Raw genomic sequence first — 15,388 nt, 5'->3', positions numbered from 1 at the left:
CGTGGTCGTACTCGTTCCAGCGCGGATCCTCGACCACCGGGACGTCGCTGCCGAGCGCCTTCAGCGCCGTCGCCGCGGTGTCGCGCTGGCGGGCCAGCGAACCGGACCGGACCTGGCTGAAGACCACCCCGCGCCGCAGCAGTTCCGCACCGACCACAGTGGACTGTTCGAAGCCGCGCGGGGTGGTCTTCAGCCAGGTCCGGTCCGGTTCGCTGGCCCGCCAGCGCGACACCGCGGCGACGGCGCTGAAGGCGCTCGGCAGCGACGTCCCGGTGGTCGAGGATCCGCGCTGGAACGAGTACGACCACGTCGACATCGCGCTCCACCACGCCGGCGGCGCGCCGCAGGAGGATTCGCGGGCGTACCAGGGGGTCTTGGACGCGGCGCTGACCGCGTGGACGTCGGCAGGCGATTCGGGGCCGTGCGCCGAGACGTGGCCCGCGTTCCTCGCGCGGTGCCGTTCCGCGCTCGCGGACTTGGTCGCGTCGCTGGGCAAGGGGGAGCACGCGGTGGTGTTCACCTCCGGTGGCGTGATCGCGACGATCTGCGGCTTGCTCATGGGAACGCCGGAAGCCGGACTGCTCAAGCTCAACCGCGTCACGGTCAACGGCGGGATCACCAAGCTGGTGTCCGGCCGCGGCGGCGTCACGATGCTGTCGTTCAACGAACACCCGCACTTCGAGGCGGACGCGGCCTCGTTGCTCACCTATCGCTAGGAGGCCCAGGATGCGGTTCGGCGAGGTCACGCTGTACCCGGTGAACGGCCACGGCCCGGAGGACGTCGTCGTCGACGCGGAGGGCCGGATCTACACCGGCGTCGACGACGGCCGGATCCTGCGCCTCTCACCCGACGGACGCACGATCGACGTCATCGCCGACACCGGCGGCCGCCCGCTCGGGCTGGAGCTGTACGGCGAGGACGAGCTGCTGATCTGCGACGCGCGGGCCGGCCTGCTGGTGGTCCCCCGGTCCGGCGGTTCTCCTTCGGTACTGGCCACTTCGGCCCTGGGCCTGGACTTCGTGTTCTGCAACAACGCGGCGGTGGCCTCCGACGGTACGATCTACTTCACGGACTCCTCCCGCCGCTTCGGCATCGACAACTGGCGCGACGACCTGATCGAGCAGACGGCAGGCGGCCGCCTGCTCCGCCGATCCCCGGACGGCTCGATCGACCTGCTCCTCGACGGCCTCCAGTTCGCGAACGGCGTCGCGCTGGCCCCGGACGAGTCGTTCGTGGCGGTGGCGGAGACGGGCGCGTTCAGCGTGTCGCGGGTGTGGCTCGGCGACGGCCGGACCGACGTCCTGGTCGACGGCTTGTGGGGCTTCCCGGACAACATTTCGACGGGCACGGACGGCCTGATCTGGATCACGCAGGCGTCCCCGCGGGTGGCGGCACTGGACGTGGTGCGCCGGCTGCCGGGCTTCCTGAGGGCAGGTGTCCGGCGGCTGCCGGCGTCGCTGCAGCCCAGCCCGGGCCGCGAGGTGGGTGTCCTGGGCGTCTCGCCGGAAGGCTCGGTTGCCCGGTCTTTCCGCGGGGAGCTTCCCGGTTTCCACATGCTGGTGGGCGTCCGGGAGTGGCAGGGGCAGCTGTATTTCGGCTCTTTGGAGGAGTCGGCGATCGCGGTAACCGGTTGCGCAATGTAACGTGTCCGCGATGAGCGCGGGCGTCGGAGGGGAGCCTCCAGTGCAAGGCGAGGTGCCGTACGAAGAGGCGCCGGCCATCGTCGTCGAGCGGTACAAGTACATTCTCAACCAGATTCACGCGGTGAACGAGAACGTCTACCGGTTCTTCGCCATCTTCCAAGCACTGGCCACGGCGATGGTGACCGCGGGACTCGGTCTGTTCGTGGGGTACTCGAAGTGGGGGATATCCGCTGACACCGCCCGCACCGGCGTCCGTGGCGTGCTGGTGCTGACCACGGCCGTCGCCGCGTTCACCGTGCTGATGGTGGTGGTCGGTGTTCTCTCCTGGCTGGATTACCGCCGAGAAGAGTGCGAGCTCACGGAGAAGTATTTCGTCGCCGGGTTCCGGACGCGGCCGCGGTTGCGCAATTTCTACCGGTGGTACGAAACGTACATCGTCGTGTTCATCGTCGCGATCACCGGAGTGCTCTGGATCCTCGGCGAGTCGATCCTGGTCGCGCGGATCAAGTGATGGGCGTTCCCGGTCACGACTACATCGGGGTAGGCGTGGGAGCGGTGGTCTCGGACGGCGCGGGCCGGCTCTTCCTCGCGCGCCGCGGCCCGGCGGCACGCAATGAGGTCGGCTCGTGGGAATGCCCGGGCGGCGCGGTCGGATTCGGCGAGCTGATGGAAGACGCGGTCGTCCGGGAGTTCGCCGAGGAGTACGGCATGCGCATCGAGGTGACCGGGCAGCTGGGCGCGTTCGACCACCTCCTGCCCGACGAGGGCCAGCACTGGGTGTCGGTCACCTACCTCGCGCGGCACGTGGCGGGGGAGCCGCAGATCGTCGAGCCGGCGAAGTGCTCGGCGATCGGCTGGTTCCGGCTGGACGAGCTGCCGTCGCCGCTGAGCAGGATCACCGTCGCGAACGTCGCGGCCTACCGGGGCGAGTAAGCCTGGACCGGAAGGGGACGAAGTGGGGCTCTGGCAGATCCTCGAAGACGGCGAGGACGTGCGGTTCACTGCCGACGTCAAGCACCTCGTCGGGTACGCGGCCGGAAAGCTGCTCCTGGTGCGGGAGACGTTCCCCGACTACACCCTGCACGACCGGCAGCACGCGGACAACGTCATTAAGCTCATCGAGGAGCTCCTCGGTCAGGACATCGTCAAGCTGACCCCGCTGGAAGCGGGGATGCTCATCCTGGCGGCGTACCTCCACGACATCGGGATGGTCTACACCCGCGAGGAAGTGGACGCGCTGCTGGAGGAACAGGACTTTCGCGACTACCTTGACCAGCATCCATCGGCGTACGTGAGGGTGGCCCAGGAGGGCAAACCGCCCGAGGACGTCATCCTGGACTACTGCCGGGCGCGGCACGCGGACCGGGTCTCGGAGCACCTCTACCAGCTGGATCCGGAGAAACTGGCTTGGCGGGGCTTGAATTTCGCCGAGGCGCTCGCCACGGTGTGCAAGAGCCACAACGAACCTCTGGACGAGCTGCGGGCGGAGAGGTTTGCCACCGACTTCCTCGCCGGCTGCGACCTCCGGCTGTGCGCCATCCTGTTGCGGACGGCGGACCTGCTGGACTTCGACCAGAGTCGGTCACCAGTGGCGGTCTACGAGCACCTCAGACTCGAGGAAGCCGAGGGAAGCCGCCGCATCAGCCGGACCGAGTGGGAAAAGCACATGGCCTCGATTGGCTTCGTGTTCCCGCACGACCGCACGCCTGGCTACTCGGTCAAGCTGATCGCCCGACCACAGCAGCCTGCGGTGGAGAACGCGATCCGCAGGTTCCTCGACGTAGTCGACGACGAGCTGCGGGGGTGCCGTGTCGTCTTGGACTTCTGTGCTCCGCGGTGGCGGTCGTTGATCCTTCCGGCCACCGTGGACCGCCGCGACATCGTGAGCCAGGGCTACCGCTGGGGCGACTACCGGTTCATCCTCGACCGGCACGCGATCCTGCAACTCTTCATGGGCGATCGGCTGTATGCGAATTCGTACGTCTTCATCCGCGAGCTGCTGCAGAACGCGATCGATGCGTGCCGGTTGAATGCGTACCTTCAGGATTTGGATCCGGACGAGATGGAGGTGCGCATATCGGCCTGGGAGGACGAATTCGGGAATTACTGGCTGCGCATCGACGACAACGGAGTCGGGATGGATCAGCACATCATCGAGAAGTACTTTCTCGGGGTTGGGCGGTCTTACTACAGTTCGGACGAGTTGAAGGCGGAGATTCTGCGGAAGCAGAAGCCGCAGCGGAACTTTGTTTCGATCAGCCGGTTTGGTATCGGTGTCCTGTCTTCGTTCATTGTGGGGGACCGGATCGAGGTTTCCACTCGTCGGCGTTTGCCGAATGGTCGACTTGCGGGCGCTATCCGGCTTTCGCTGCACAGTTTGGATGACTTCTTTGTTCTGCGCGAGCCGCCTATGCAGGCAGAGACGTTTCCGGCGCGTGCTGGGGGTGAGTCGGGGTACCGGAAAGGGTCTGGTACCAGTATTGCGGTGCGGATCAACCCGGCGAAGTCGGATGTCAGTCTGGAAGAGTTGCTCGAGTACGCTGAGAATAGCCTCTTTTATCCGCCGGGTAAAGTCTATATCAATGATGTCGAGTGGGCTGATCGAAAGTTTGCCGACCTGGCAAAACCGCTGTTCGATGGACCGACTCGCTATATCGTGCCGGACTCCGCGGCTCATGACAAAGGGTTGGCGTCTACAAGCACCGTTATCGTGACCGCACTGCCGTTGGACTTGACTGCCAACTCGCCGTCGGAGCATGTGCGTGGTCAAATCGTCGCTCTCGCGGCGTCGGCTGAGCCGAAAGAGGGGTCACCGGGTGGCCTGCTAGGTTTGATTTCAAAAGATGTTGCAGATGGTCTGTCGGCTGAATTTGTCTCTCGTCTTGCTGCTAGTGAGGTCGAGCGATCTGCGTCTGTGAGTCTCAGCGGGGAAGACTGGATCGACATATCCCTTTGCTTGGAGTTTGGTCGCGGGATTTTACGCGAATTGCAGCACGAAGTTGCCAAAAAATTAGATTCGAGTGGCTCGTTCGACAACTTGCTTCGGGCAATTGGGCGCTATGAAAAAGAGTGGCCGGAGCGGCGCGATGATACCGTGAGGTTCGAAGTTGAGTACTCGTTACCTGTGAAGGACGTCATCGGAGGGGTGGCGGCTAGGAGGTTGGCTAAAGGCTGGCTGGGGCACAACGGTGTACGCGTGACTACGGTCATGGAGGAAGACGGGTTCCCGCTACAGGGTGAGTTGACTTTCGCGCCGCCAACCATGATTGGTCACGTTTGCCTATCCGACGACTTGCGTCCAGATGTCACTGTATCTCGCGAATCGATCCGGGCAATTTCATTTGATATTTGTTCGGCGATTCAGTTGGCGGTACGTCGAGCTGCGGCGCAACACTTGGGCGTCGGTTGCGATGACTGTGCTCAAAAAGCAATGGGAAGCCCAGTCTTCCCGGAACTCTCATACGGCGGCACTGCTGTGCGGGACATCGATGCGGACGTGTTGGCGGATGAGTGGATCAAAGAAGAAATAGTTCACTTGCCTTCGATGGGTATGGTGAGCATTCGGCAATTGCGTGACATTGTAAAAGATTCCCGAGTGGAGCTCCGGGTGTCGCTGACGCGGTGGGGTGATGATTTTGGCGGCCGCGCTCGAAATTTCTATACGATGTTGATCCTGGCCATGCTGGAGCGCGAGTTCTCCGTGGAGCTTCTTCGTGTCGATGGGACCTACTATCCGCATTACTATGTGATCTCGGTGCGGCCTCTGAATTGTGCCCGGCCGAGTGGTTCCTCTTTGATGCCGCCATTCGCCGGCGTCGGGTATGATTCCGCTCGGACGGTAATCCGATCGATGTACCCGGCTAACATTGCGAATCCTTTGGTGATGTGGTTCTTTGAAAATGCTGTCGAATTGTATCGCGACTATCCTGCCCTATTTGTTCAGTTCAGGCGAGCGCTCGATAATGTTGCGAATAGAGAGGGTGGATTTGCTGGGTTAAAAGAAGGGGTGAAGCTCATGAACGCCGTTATGGATCGCATTCGGCGAACCTTTTCCGATCTTCCTCCCGCATTGTATCAAGAGGTGTACCTCAGCGAAGGAAAAGAACTTGTGCAGGATATCTAGGGGGTCAATGAATGTTGAGCAACGTCCGGATCGAGACCCGCATCCTCACCCGGGACCTGGTCCGCGCCCGGCGCTGGTACGCGGAGAAGTTCGGCCTCGAAACGGTCGAGGAGCGCGAAGGCGGCCTCCGCTACGGAGGCGCTTCAGACGTCTTCTGCCTGTACACCTCCACAGGTGCCTCCGACGGCTCCTGCACCCACGTTGACGACCTCGAATCGATGGTTGCGACGCTGCGCGAGCGCGGCGTGGTGTTCGAGGAGTACGAGGGCATGCGCGGTGGCATCATGGAGATCCGCGACAATTACCGAGCAAGAGCAGCGGCGAGCGGGCCGCGTGGTTCCGTGACAGCGAAGGCAACCTCATCGGGCTGGGCGAAGTGGTGCCCTGACCACCAGGGACAGCTCTTCGAAGCGGAGCCGCGAGTTTGACCGGCCACCACCGCGGGCAACCTTCCGAAGCCGGAAAAATGGGGCGAACTGGGTGGTGACGATCCCGTGGCGGGATGCTGGCTGGGCCGGAACGCCGCGCAGCGGTTGCGCGCAGGTGGCGTTATCGAGCACAACGACAACGGCGAGGAAAAGTTCGACGCCTGAGCGGGGCAAGCACCGGGCGTGGGTCGTGTTGCTCGCGGTGGTCGTCTTCGGCCTGACCGCGTGGTGGATGGCCGTCAAGTACGACGGGGCCGCTGCCGGAGAGATCGCCCTCTACTCGCTGGTCCTGGTCCCGTTCGGCATCATCTACACCTTGGTCAAGCTGGCCAAGATCAAGCGCCGAAATTGAATCTCAACGGCCCGTCCACCGAGGCTCCCGCCCCGCGGTCCAGGCCGCATAAAACTCCTTGTGGTCCTTCGCTGTCATCAGCAGTGCCTGCGTGATCGCCTCCAGCTCGATCGCGCTGCCCAAGTCCATGTCCAGCTCGCGGGTCAGCAGCACCTTCGTCGTCGCGTACGCCAGGGCCGGGCCGTCCGCCAGGCGGCGAGCCAAAGCGGTGGCCGTAGAAGCCAGCGAAGCGTCCGGAACCACCTGCGTTGCCAGGCCGATCTCCGAAGCCCGCGAAGCCGAAACCTTGTCGCCCAGCATCAGCAACTCCGTCGCGCGACCCAGGCCGATGAGTCGCGGCAACAGGTACGCCGATCCCATGTCCGCCCCCGCCAAGCCCACCTTCGTGAACAGGAACGCGAACTTCGCCGACTCCGCCAGCAGCCGGAAGTCGCTCGCCAGTGCGATCACCGAGCCCGCTCCGGCCGCCACTCCGTTCACCGCCGCGATCACCGGGATCGGGCACTCGCGCAGGGCCTTCACCACCGCGCCCGTCATGCGGGTGAACTCCAGGAGCTCCGCCGTCTCGAACTTCTGCAGCTCGCCGATGATCTCCTCGACGTCACCGCCCGAACAGAACCCGCGGCCTTCGCCCGTGATCACCAGTACCCGGACGTCCGAATGCTGCGGGAGCTCGATCAGCAGGTCACGGAGATCCGCGTACACCTCGAACGTCAGCGCGTTGAGCTTCGAAGGACGGGTGAACGTCACCGTGGCCACCCCGTCGTCCACCGTGAAGCCGAAGTGCTCCCATTCGCGAGTCAGCGGGGCAGTGGCGCGGAACGGGCTCATGACTGGATTCCTCCGCCGTCGAGTACGAGGGTCTGGCCGTTGATCGCGGCGGCTTCCGGGGCCGCCAGGAAGGACACCGCGAAGGCCACTTCCGCCGGCTCCAGCAGCCGGCCGAGCGGGGACGCCGCCGCCAGTGCCGCTTCCGCGTCCGAAGTGGACCGTCCGGACCGCGAGACGATCCGCTCCACCGAAGTCGCCGTCATGTCGGTGCGGACGAACGCCGGGCACACCGCGTTCGCCGTGACGCCGGTGCCGGCCAGTTCCGCCGCCACCGCGCGCATGAAGCCCACCGCCGCGTGCTTCGACGCCGTGTACCCCGCCGTGTAGCGGTAGCCGACGTGCGAAGCCGTCGACGCCACCGTGACGATCCGGCCGCTGTCGCGCGAGCGCATGCCGTCCAGCACCGCGCGCGTGCAGAGGAACGCACCCGTCGCGTTCACCTCGAACTGCGAGCGCCAGTCCGCCAGCGAGGTCCGCGAAACCGGGGCGCTCGACGAGATCCCGGCGTTGTTGACCAGCACGTCGACCGGGCCCGCCGACGCAAAATACGCAGCCACCGCTTCCTCGGAGGTGACGTCGCAGTCCGCGCGGCCGGGCGCCAGGACGGTGTCACCGGACGAACGGAACCGCGCCGCGATCGCCGCGCCGATGCCGCGCGTGCCGCCGGTGACCACCACCAGGCGGCTCACGGGCGGCCCGCCAGGGCGCGCCGGTCGAGCTTTCCGTTGGCCGTGCGGGGGAGTTCCGTCATGAAGACCACCTCGCGGGGGTACTTGTGCTTGGCCAGGTGGGCTTTCGCGTGGTTCTTGAGCTCGTCAGCCGACACGGGGGCGCGCACCACGACGTACGCCCGCGGCACGATCAGGCCGTCGACCTCGTGGCCGACCACCGCGCAGTCGGTGACGTCGGGGTGGCCGAGCAGGCAGTCCTCGATCTCGCCGGGCGCGACGAACACGCCGCCGACCTTGAGCAGCGCGTCCGCGCGGCCGTGGTGGCGGAAGTACCCGTCCGGGGTGCGGCTGAACAGGTCGCCCGAGGTCAGCGTGTCGCCGTTGAACGTCCGGGCCGACTTCTCCGGATCGCCGTGGTACTCCAGTGCGATCGTCGGACCGGTCACCCGCAGCGGCCCGATTTCGCCGTCCGGCAAGGGATTCCCGAGCTCGTCGACGACCTGCGCGCGGTAGCCCGGCACTTCAGTGCCGAGCGTGCCGACGCGCGCATCGCCGGGCCGGTTCGACAGGTAGATGTGGTACGCCTCGGACGAGCCGATCCCGTCCACCACCGGCACCCCGAAGGCCGCGTCCCACTTGCGGTGCAGCTCCGGCGGCAGCGCTTCGCCCGCCGACGTCGCCATCCGCAGGCAGCTCAGGTCCTGCTCCGCCGCGGCCGGGTGGGCGACCATCGCGCTCATCATCGTCGGCACGTTGACCAGCACCGTCGGCCGGTAGCGGGCGATCAGCTCGAACATCAGCTCCGCCGTGCTGCGTTCGGGGAACGCGATACCCGCCGCGCCGACGCCGAACGGGAACAGCGCCACCAGATCACGCGCGTAGCCGAAGAACAGCTTCGGCACGGCCAGGACCGTGTCGTCCTCCCGCAGGCCGAGCACCTGGACGGCGTACCGCTCGAAACTCTCGAGAGGACTCCGCAGGGGATGCACGCACGCCTTGGGGGCGCCCGTGCTCCCGGTGGTGAACTTCCAGATCCCGACGTCGTCCACAGTGGTCGGCGCGGCCTCCAGCGAGTCCGGCGCGGCGTCGACCAGTGTCCGGAATGGACGCTCACCCGGAAGCAGCTCGTCGGCGGGCACGCCCGTGACGAGCAGTCCGGTGGCACCCGCCGCGCGCAACGCCGGCAGCGTGACGGCGTCCGCGAGCACCGCCACGGCCTCGGTGTAGCCGAGGTAGTACGCGTAGTCCTTGGGCTGCAGGAACGGGTAGACCTCGGCGGTGACCGCGCCGATCTTCTGCGCGCCGTACCAGGCCGCGACGAACTCGTCGCCGTCGCTCAGCGCCAGCAGCACCCGCTGCCCACGACGGACACCGGCGTCGAGCAGCACGTTCCCGACCCGGTTCGCCAAGGCCGCGAGCGACGCATAGCTGATCGAACGGTCGCCGACGAACAGCGCGGTCCGGTCACCCCGTCCCGAAGCCACGTGCCGGTCGAGGAAGTGCGTGGCGAGGTTGAACGGCTCACTCACGGGCCAGCTCCCGGATCGCTTCCACCAGCAGGTCGGTCAACGTCGAGAAGGTCGCGGTGCCCTCGTCCGCGGTCGCCTCGGCCGGTGCGCCGCAGTAGGCGTCCGGCATCCCCATGGCGAGGAAGCCGCCGTCCGAAGGGGCCGAAGCCAGGCTGACCGGCACGTGCGGCAGCGTCCGCATCAGCGGCTGGTCCACCAGCTCGGGCCGGTCGGCGAGCACCAGCGACGTCTCGTACCGCCCGGCGTGGCACTCGCCGGACCGGAACTCCTCGGTCAGCCGCTCCGCGTGCCGCCGCCGGACCAGGTCGAGCAGGGCGACGCGCCCGTCGTAGGCGAAGTTCAGCGTCTCCACGGCTCGCCGCAGCGTGACCAGGTGCGCGGGCTCGAAGTGGTTGTTGACCAGCAGGATCCGCCGGAGCCGCTGGCCGATCAGCGCCGCGCCGATGTCGACGAGCAGCGAATGCAGCGTCTCCTCGCCGATGTGGATGCCGCCGGCGAACCCGGCCGCGAACCGCGTCACGCCGTAGGGCACTTCGGGCAGCACCAGCACGTGGACGTCCTCGTCGGCGGCCAAGCGGGAGGCCGCGCGCTCGCACATCCCGCGGGAGATCAGCGGGTCCGTGCTCAGCGGCGCGTGCGGCCCGTGCGGCTCGATCGCGCCCACCGGCAGCAGCAGCACCGGGACGCGGCCGTCGTCCGGCAGCGAAGCGACCTGCCGCGAGGTGAGGTCCGCGAAGTACGTCACGCAATTCACGCTACACCGCAGCGGCCTGAGGTGTATAGAGTTGCGCCCATGCCCACCGATGCCTTCGAAGCCGGCCCTCAGGAGCTGGTCGTGACGTTGCTGGGCAGCTACGTGCACCCGCGCGAAACCCGCCGGGTGTGGTCGGGCGGCCTGGTCGCGGTGCTCGCCGAACTGGGCTTCTCCGACGGTGCCGCCCGGATCGCGCTCACCCGCCTGGTGCGCCGCGGCCTGCTGCAGCGCCACCGCGAAGGCCGCACCGTGCACTACTCGCTGACCCGGCGCACCATCGCGCTGCTCGCCGACGGCGACCAGCGGATCTTCTCCCTCGGCCGCCGCGAGCGCACCGCGGGCGAGTGGACCGTGCTGTGGCAGAGCATCCCGGAGAGCCGCCGCCAGGCCAGGGAACGCCTGGTCCGGCGGCTGCGGTTCCTCGGGTTCGGGCCCTACCAGGACGGCACCTGGATCGCCCCGCACGACCGCGAGGCCGAGGTCGTCGCCCTGCTCGGCGAACTGGACGTCACCGAGCACGCCGGGCTGCTGCTCGGCCGCCCGTCGGCCGCGCTGGACGTCCGCCGGTTCGCCGGCCGGGCCTGGGACCTCGACGACCTGGCCGCGCGGTACACCGCGTTCGTCGGCCAGTTCGGCGGGTACGCGGGGAAGGACATCTCCGACGCCGAGGCCTTCGAGGTGCGCACCCGCCTGGTGCACACCTTCCGCATGTTCCCGTCGCTCGACCCGGAACTGCCCGCCGGCCTGGTGCCGGCCCCGGACCGCCGGGCGGCGGCGGTCGAGCTGTTCCACGATCTGTACACCGCGCTCGCGCAGCCCGCGCAACGCCACTTCGACGAGGTGACCAAGGGATGACCGAACCCAGCCAAGCGACCCAGGAAGCCCTGAGCTACACCTCGTACCTCGGGCTCGACGAAGTGCTGAACGCGCAGCGCCTGCGCTCCGACGAGCACGACGAGCTGCTGTTCATCGTGATCCACCAGGTGTACGAACTGTGGTTCAAGCAGATCCTGCACGAAGCCGCCTTCCTCCAGGCGAACCTCGAACAGGGCAACACCGCGCACTCCATCCGCACGCTGCGCCGGATCCTGACCATCCTCAAGGTCGCGGTCGCGCAGATCGACGTGCTGGAAACCATGACGCCCAGCCAGTTCACCAGTTTCCGCGCCCGTTTGGACGCTTCGAGCGGCTTCCAGTCGGCCCAGTTCCGCGAACTGGAAGCGGTGCTGGGGCGGCGTGACGAGCGCGTGTTCGCGCACTACCCCGAGGACGGCGAGCAGCGGAAACGCATCGCCGAAGCGATGGCGCGCCCGTCGTTGTTCGACTCTTTTCTCGCGTACCTCAAGGTTTCTGGCTACGCGGTCGAGTGTGACCGAGACGTCACTCGACCGGTGGAGCCGTCCCCGGCCCTGCAGGCGATATTGCTGGACGTGTACAGCGACGACGGGGGACCCTCGGTCGTCGCGGAGTGTCTGGTCGATCTCGACGAAGGGATGCAGGAGTGGCGCTACCGGCACGTGAAGATGGTCGAACGCACCATCGGCGACAAGACCGGGACGGGAGGATCATCCGGCGCGACCTACCTGCGTACCACGCTTTTCCAGCCGATGTTCCCGGATCTCTGGGCCGTACGGAGCCGACTGTGACCACTTTGGACGACCTGCGCGCGGACGCCAACAGCCTCGCCGCGCACTACACCCGGTTCGGGGTGGCCGATCGCCTCCTCCTCTCCGGGCACTCGCACCAGGCCTGGCCGGACGTCGCCGAGGAGGGACTGTGTGAGTCCTTCGCCGACGCCGCCCGTGACGTCGACGGCAAGTGGGAGCGCGCCTTCGCCAAGGCGGACCAGCTGCGCGCGGGCTTCCGCCTGCTGCTCGGCGACCCGCACGGCGAGTACGCGCTCGGCGCCAGCACGCACGACCTGGTGCTGCGCTTCCTGTCGGCGATGGACCTGCCGCGGCGGCCGCGCCTGGTCACCACCGACGGCGAGTTCCACACCCTCCGCCGTCAGCTCGCCCGCCTCGAAGAAGAGGGCGTCGAGGTCGTGCGGGTGCCGCTCGACCCGGTGACGACGCTCGCCGAGCGCGTGGCCGGCGAGGTCGACGGCAACACCGCCGCCGTCCTCGTCTCGGCCGTGCTGTTCGAGACGTCGAGGCTGGTCCCCGGCCTGGCGCACCTCGCCGACGTCTGCCGCGGCCGCTCGATCGAACTCGTCGTCGACGCCTACCACGCGCTCGGCGTCGTGCCGTTCGCGCTGCACGACCTCGGGCTCACCAACGCCTGGGTGCTCGGCGGCGGCTACAAGTACCTGCAGCTCGGCGAGGGCAACTGCTTCCTGCGGCTGCCCGCGCACGCCCAGGAGCTGCGGCCGGTGATCACCGGCTGGTACGCCGAGTTCGGCGCGCTCGCCGACGAACGCCACCCCGGCCGCGTGCCCTACGCCATCGGCGGCGACCGGTTCGCCGGCGCCACCTACGACCCGGCCAGCCACTACCGCGGCGTCCGGGTCCAGCGGTTCTTCGCCGAGCACGGGCTCACCCCGGAGTTCCTGCGCGAGGTGTCCCAGCACCAGGTGGGCCTGCTCGCGTCGGTGTTCGACAAGCTCGGGTTACCCGAGGACGTCGTCATGCGCGACCGCGAAACACCGCTCGGGATGCTCGGCGGGTTCCTCTCGCTGCGCTGCGCCGACGCCGCCGGGTTGCAGGCGGCGCTGGCCGCGCACGGCGTCCGCACCGACAGCCGCGGCTCGTACCTGCGCTTCGGCCCGGCGCCGTACCTCTCCGACAGCCAGCTGGAGACGGCGATGGGCACGCTCGCCACGGTGGTGCGCGGCTGAGGTAGGGGCCCCTGATCCACGAGCTACCGGTCCGTATCGCGGGACCTGCACTGGTCCGGGGAACGGTGAAGATCTAGGTTGGTGCCGGGACCCGGCCGAGTGGCGGACGACCTCCGCCCGGCGCCGGTTCCCGGCCACCCGAAACGCGTCCCGGCCACGAACCGGGCGCGGGAGACAAAGGAGTCACCACCCGTGACCGAAGGAGTGTTCGCCCGGGGCACCGGGCACGAACAGGTCGTGTACTGCCACGACCAGGCCAGTGGCCTCAAGGCCATCATCGGCATCTACTCCACCGCGCTCGGACCCGCGCTGGGCGGGACGCGCTTCCACCCCTACGCCACCGAATCCGACGCGCTCGACGACGTCCTCGCGCTGTCCAAGGGCATGGCGTACAAGAACGCGCTGGCCGGGCTCGACCTCGGCGGCGGCAAGGCCGTCATCATCGGCGACCCGAAGACGCTCAAGTCCGAAGCGCTGCTGCGCGCGTACGGGCGCTTCGTGCAGTCCCTGGGCGGCCGCTACATCACGGCGTGCGACGTGGGCACGTACGTGCAGGACATGGACGTCGTGGCCCGCGAGAGCCAGTACGTCACCGGCCGCTCGCCCGAGGACGGCGGGGCGGGCGACTCGTCCGTGCTCACCGCGTTCGGCGTCTTCCAGGGCATGCGGGCCTCGGCCGAGCACGTCTGGGGCAGCCCGGACCTGGCCGGCAAGCGCGTCGGCGTCGCGGGGGTCGGCAAGGTCGGCCACATCCTCGTCGGGCACCTCGTGGCGGCGGGGGCGCAGGTGACGATCACCGACGTCTTCGCGCCCGCGATCGAGCGGACCCGCTCGATCCACCCGGACGTCCAGGTCGTGTCCGATGTGGACACCCTGCTGCGGGCCGAGCTCGACGTCTTCGCGCCGTGCGCGCTGGGCGGCGTCCTCAACGACGAAACGGTGCCGGTGCTCGGCGCCCGGATCGTCTGCGGCGCGGCGAACAACCAGCTCGCGCACGCGGGCATCGACAAGCAGCTCGCCGACCGCGGCGTCCTCTACGCCCCGGACTACCTGGTGAACGCGGGCGGCGTGATCCAGGTCGACGACGAGCGCCACGGCTTCGACTTCGAGCGCGCGAAGCGCAAGACGACGGCCATCTACGACACGACCAAGGCCGTGTTCGCGCTGGCCGAGACGGACGGCGTACCCCCGGCGACGGCGGCCGACCGGCTCGCCGAGCGCCGGATGGCGGAGGTCGGGCGGCTGCGGTCCATCATGACCGGGTGAGCCTTTCCGCGTTCTTCGAAGCGGTGGGCGTGCGGGGTTTCCTGCACGCCCGCCGTCTCGGTTCTTCCGAATCGCTGGGGTGCGACGCGGACTCGCCGGTGGTGCTGGCGTCCGTGGTGAAGGTGCCCTTGGTGTACGAATTCGCCCGGCAGGTCGCGGCCGGGTTGCTGGACCCGGCCGACCGGGTGCGCGCGTCGGCGGCGGACCGCCTGGGCGGCACCGGTTCGGCGGGGTTCGCGGACGACGTTTCCTACAGCCTCCGGGACGCGGCGCTGTTGGCGCTGTCGGTGTCGGACAACACGGCCGCGGACCTGCTGTTCGACCGCGTCGGCGTGGACAACGTCCGGTCGCTGCTGGCGGAGCTGGGCCTGACGCGGACTTCGGTCATCGGCGCGCCGCGGGACGTGCTGCGCACGATCATCGAAGACACGTCGGCGGGCCACCCGTTGCGGGCCCTGGATCCCCTGCGGACCTCCGCGACGACGCCCCGCGAGATGACGACGCTGCTGGCGGCGATCTGGGCGGACGACGCGGGTGCGCCGGTCCGGGAGTGGATGGCCGCGCAGGTCAGCTGGCACCGGCTGACCGCGGGGTTCCCGCCGGAGGTGGCGGTGGCGGGCAAGACGGGCACGATGCCGGGGATCCGCAACGAAATCGGCGTCGCGACCTATCCGGATGGTGCCGCGTACGCACTGGCGGTGTTCACGGCGGGCGGCGCGGAGACGTTGCGGCGCCCGGACATCGACCGCGCGATCGGCGACGCCGCCCGGGCGGCGGTCGATCAGCTGCGTTCGTAGGAGCGGTCCGGTGGGCGGTGCCGGCTGCGTTCAGCCGCTTTCGTAGAACACATCCCACGGGCGTGGGCCCTGCGGAGGCGGCACGATCCGCGAGACGCCGTCGTCCCCGAGCACCCCGGCGGCGATTTCGCCCAGCTTCGCCGCCTGCGGGTGCGGG

At 68.1% G+C, this 15,388-nt stretch carries 16 protein-coding genes; 12 read left to right on the top strand and 4 right to left on the bottom strand.

What is annotated here, in order from left to right; translation table 11 throughout:
• The first annotated feature begins 116 nt into the window (after positions 1-116).
• From CCN39_RS06625 to CCN39_RS50055, 7 genes are all read left to right on the top strand, one after another.
• The gene (locus CCN39_RS06625) at positions 117-716 is read left to right on the top strand and encodes a histidine phosphatase family protein (protein ID WP_086839397.1); all 600 of its coding nucleotides are present in this window, start codon (positions 117-119) and stop codon (positions 714-716) included.
• Positions 717-726: 10 nt separating this feature from the next.
• Positions 727-1,644, top strand: a complete 918-nt coding sequence (locus CCN39_RS06620; RefSeq protein ID WP_086839395.1) for an SMP-30/gluconolactonase/LRE family protein — start codon at positions 727-729, stop codon at positions 1,642-1,644.
• A gap of 10 nt (positions 1,645-1,654) precedes the next feature.
• Positions 1,655-2,155, top strand: coding sequence for a DUF1616 domain-containing protein (locus CCN39_RS06615; RefSeq protein WP_244210645.1), 501 nt, complete (start codon positions 1,655-1,657; stop codon positions 2,153-2,155).
• Positions 2,155-2,577 (top strand): NUDIX domain-containing protein, encoded by a 423-nt coding sequence (locus CCN39_RS06610; protein WP_086839391.1) that lies wholly within the window; start codon positions 2,155-2,157, stop codon positions 2,575-2,577. Before CCN39_RS06615 ends, CCN39_RS06610 begins: the two co-directional genes overlap by 1 nt.
• Before the next feature lie 22 nt (positions 2,578-2,599).
• Positions 2,600-5,767 (top strand): HD domain-containing protein, encoded by a 3,168-nt coding sequence (locus CCN39_RS06605; protein WP_086839389.1) that lies wholly within the window; start codon positions 2,600-2,602, stop codon positions 5,765-5,767.
• Between the two features lie 14 nt (positions 5,768-5,781).
• Positions 5,782-6,195, top strand: coding sequence for a VOC family protein (locus CCN39_RS06600; protein WP_244210644.1), 414 nt, complete (start codon positions 5,782-5,784; stop codon positions 6,193-6,195).
• Between the two features lie 190 nt (positions 6,196-6,385).
• A complete protein-coding gene (locus CCN39_RS50055) occupies positions 6,386-6,547 on the top strand; it encodes a hypothetical protein (RefSeq protein WP_158104486.1) in 162 nt (53 codons plus the stop codon).
• Between the two features lie 3 nt (positions 6,548-6,550).
• Here the strand turns inward: CCN39_RS50055 and CCN39_RS06595 are convergent, their stop codons facing one another.
• Genes CCN39_RS06595 through CCN39_RS06580 form a run of 4 tightly spaced genes read right to left on the bottom strand, consistent with a single transcriptional unit; the run spans position 6,551 to position 10,323 of the window.
• A complete protein-coding gene (locus CCN39_RS06595; RefSeq protein WP_086839387.1) occupies positions 6,551-7,378 on the bottom strand; it encodes an enoyl-CoA hydratase family protein in 828 nt (275 codons plus the stop codon).
• The gene (locus tag CCN39_RS06590) at positions 7,375-8,067 is read right to left on the bottom strand and encodes an SDR family NAD(P)-dependent oxidoreductase (RefSeq protein ID WP_086839386.1); all 693 of its coding nucleotides are present in this window, start codon (positions 8,065-8,067) and stop codon (positions 7,375-7,377) included. The genes CCN39_RS06595 and CCN39_RS06590 overlap by 4 nt, the downstream gene beginning before the upstream one ends.
• Positions 8,064-9,578 (bottom strand): benzoate-CoA ligase family protein, encoded by a 1,515-nt coding sequence (locus CCN39_RS06585; RefSeq protein ID WP_086839384.1) that lies wholly within the window; start codon positions 9,576-9,578, stop codon positions 8,064-8,066. Before CCN39_RS06585 ends, CCN39_RS06590 begins: the two co-directional genes overlap by 4 nt.
• Positions 9,571-10,323: a creatininase family protein gene (locus CCN39_RS06580; RefSeq protein WP_086839382.1), complete on the bottom strand. Its 753-nt coding sequence runs from the start codon at positions 10,321-10,323 to the stop codon at positions 9,571-9,573. Before CCN39_RS06580 ends, CCN39_RS06585 begins: the two co-directional genes overlap by 8 nt.
• Positions 10,324-10,371: 48 nt before the next feature.
• Between CCN39_RS06580 and CCN39_RS06575 the strand changes: the two genes are divergently transcribed.
• The 5 genes from CCN39_RS06575 to CCN39_RS06555 all read left to right on the top strand — a co-directional run bounded on the left by CCN39_RS06575 (position 10,372) and on the right by CCN39_RS06555 (position 15,231).
• A complete protein-coding gene (locus tag CCN39_RS06575) occupies positions 10,372-11,187 on the top strand; it encodes a PaaX family transcriptional regulator (RefSeq protein ID WP_086839380.1) in 816 nt (271 codons plus the stop codon).
• Complete coding sequence (locus tag CCN39_RS06570) at positions 11,184-11,978, top strand: tryptophan 2,3-dioxygenase (protein ID WP_086839378.1); 795 nt, start codon at positions 11,184-11,186, stop codon at positions 11,976-11,978. The genes CCN39_RS06575 and CCN39_RS06570 overlap by 4 nt, the downstream gene beginning before the upstream one ends.
• Positions 11,975-13,168 (top strand): kynureninase, encoded by a 1,194-nt coding sequence (locus CCN39_RS06565; protein ID WP_086839376.1) that lies wholly within the window; start codon positions 11,975-11,977, stop codon positions 13,166-13,168. The genes CCN39_RS06570 and CCN39_RS06565 overlap by 4 nt, the downstream gene beginning before the upstream one ends.
• Positions 13,169-13,360: 192 nt before the next feature.
• Entirely contained in the window at positions 13,361-14,434 is a 1,074-nt protein-coding gene (locus tag CCN39_RS06560; protein WP_086839375.1) for a Glu/Leu/Phe/Val dehydrogenase dimerization domain-containing protein, read from the top strand.
• The gene (locus CCN39_RS06555; RefSeq protein ID WP_086839373.1) at positions 14,431-15,231 is read left to right on the top strand and encodes a serine hydrolase; all 801 of its coding nucleotides are present in this window, start codon (positions 14,431-14,433) and stop codon (positions 15,229-15,231) included. Before CCN39_RS06560 ends, CCN39_RS06555 begins: the two co-directional genes overlap by 4 nt.
• The last annotated feature ends 157 nt before the right edge of the window (positions 15,232-15,388 follow it).

This window comes from Amycolatopsis kentuckyensis (assembly GCF_002155975.1).
Taxonomy (GTDB): domain Bacteria; phylum Actinomycetota; class Actinomycetes; order Mycobacteriales; family Pseudonocardiaceae; genus Amycolatopsis; species Amycolatopsis kentuckyensis.
Note: the sequence above shows the minus strand (reverse complement) of the source record. Positions and strands in the feature narration are given on the sequence as shown.

Bases quoted from the DNA above. Each gene is read 5' to 3' on its own strand.
- CCN39_RS06620 (WP_086839395.1), top strand. From the start codon at position 727: ATGCGGTTCGGCGAGGTCACGCTGTACCCGGTGAACGGCCACGGCCCG.
- CCN39_RS06615 (WP_244210645.1), top strand. From the start codon at position 1,655: ATGAGCGCGGGCGTCGGAGGGGAGCCTCCAGTGCAAGGCGAGGTGCCG.
- CCN39_RS06610 (WP_086839391.1), top strand. From the start codon at position 2,155: ATGGGCGTTCCCGGTCACGACTACATCGGGGTAGGCGTGGGAGCGGTG.
- CCN39_RS06595 (WP_086839387.1), bottom strand. From the start codon at position 7,378: ATGAGCCCGTTCCGCGCCACTGCCCCGCTGACTCGCGAATGGGAGCAC.
- CCN39_RS06575 (WP_086839380.1), top strand. From the start codon at position 10,372: ATGCCCACCGATGCCTTCGAAGCCGGCCCTCAGGAGCTGGTCGTGACG.
- CCN39_RS06570 (WP_086839378.1), top strand. From the start codon at position 11,184: ATGACCGAACCCAGCCAAGCGACCCAGGAAGCCCTGAGCTACACCTCG.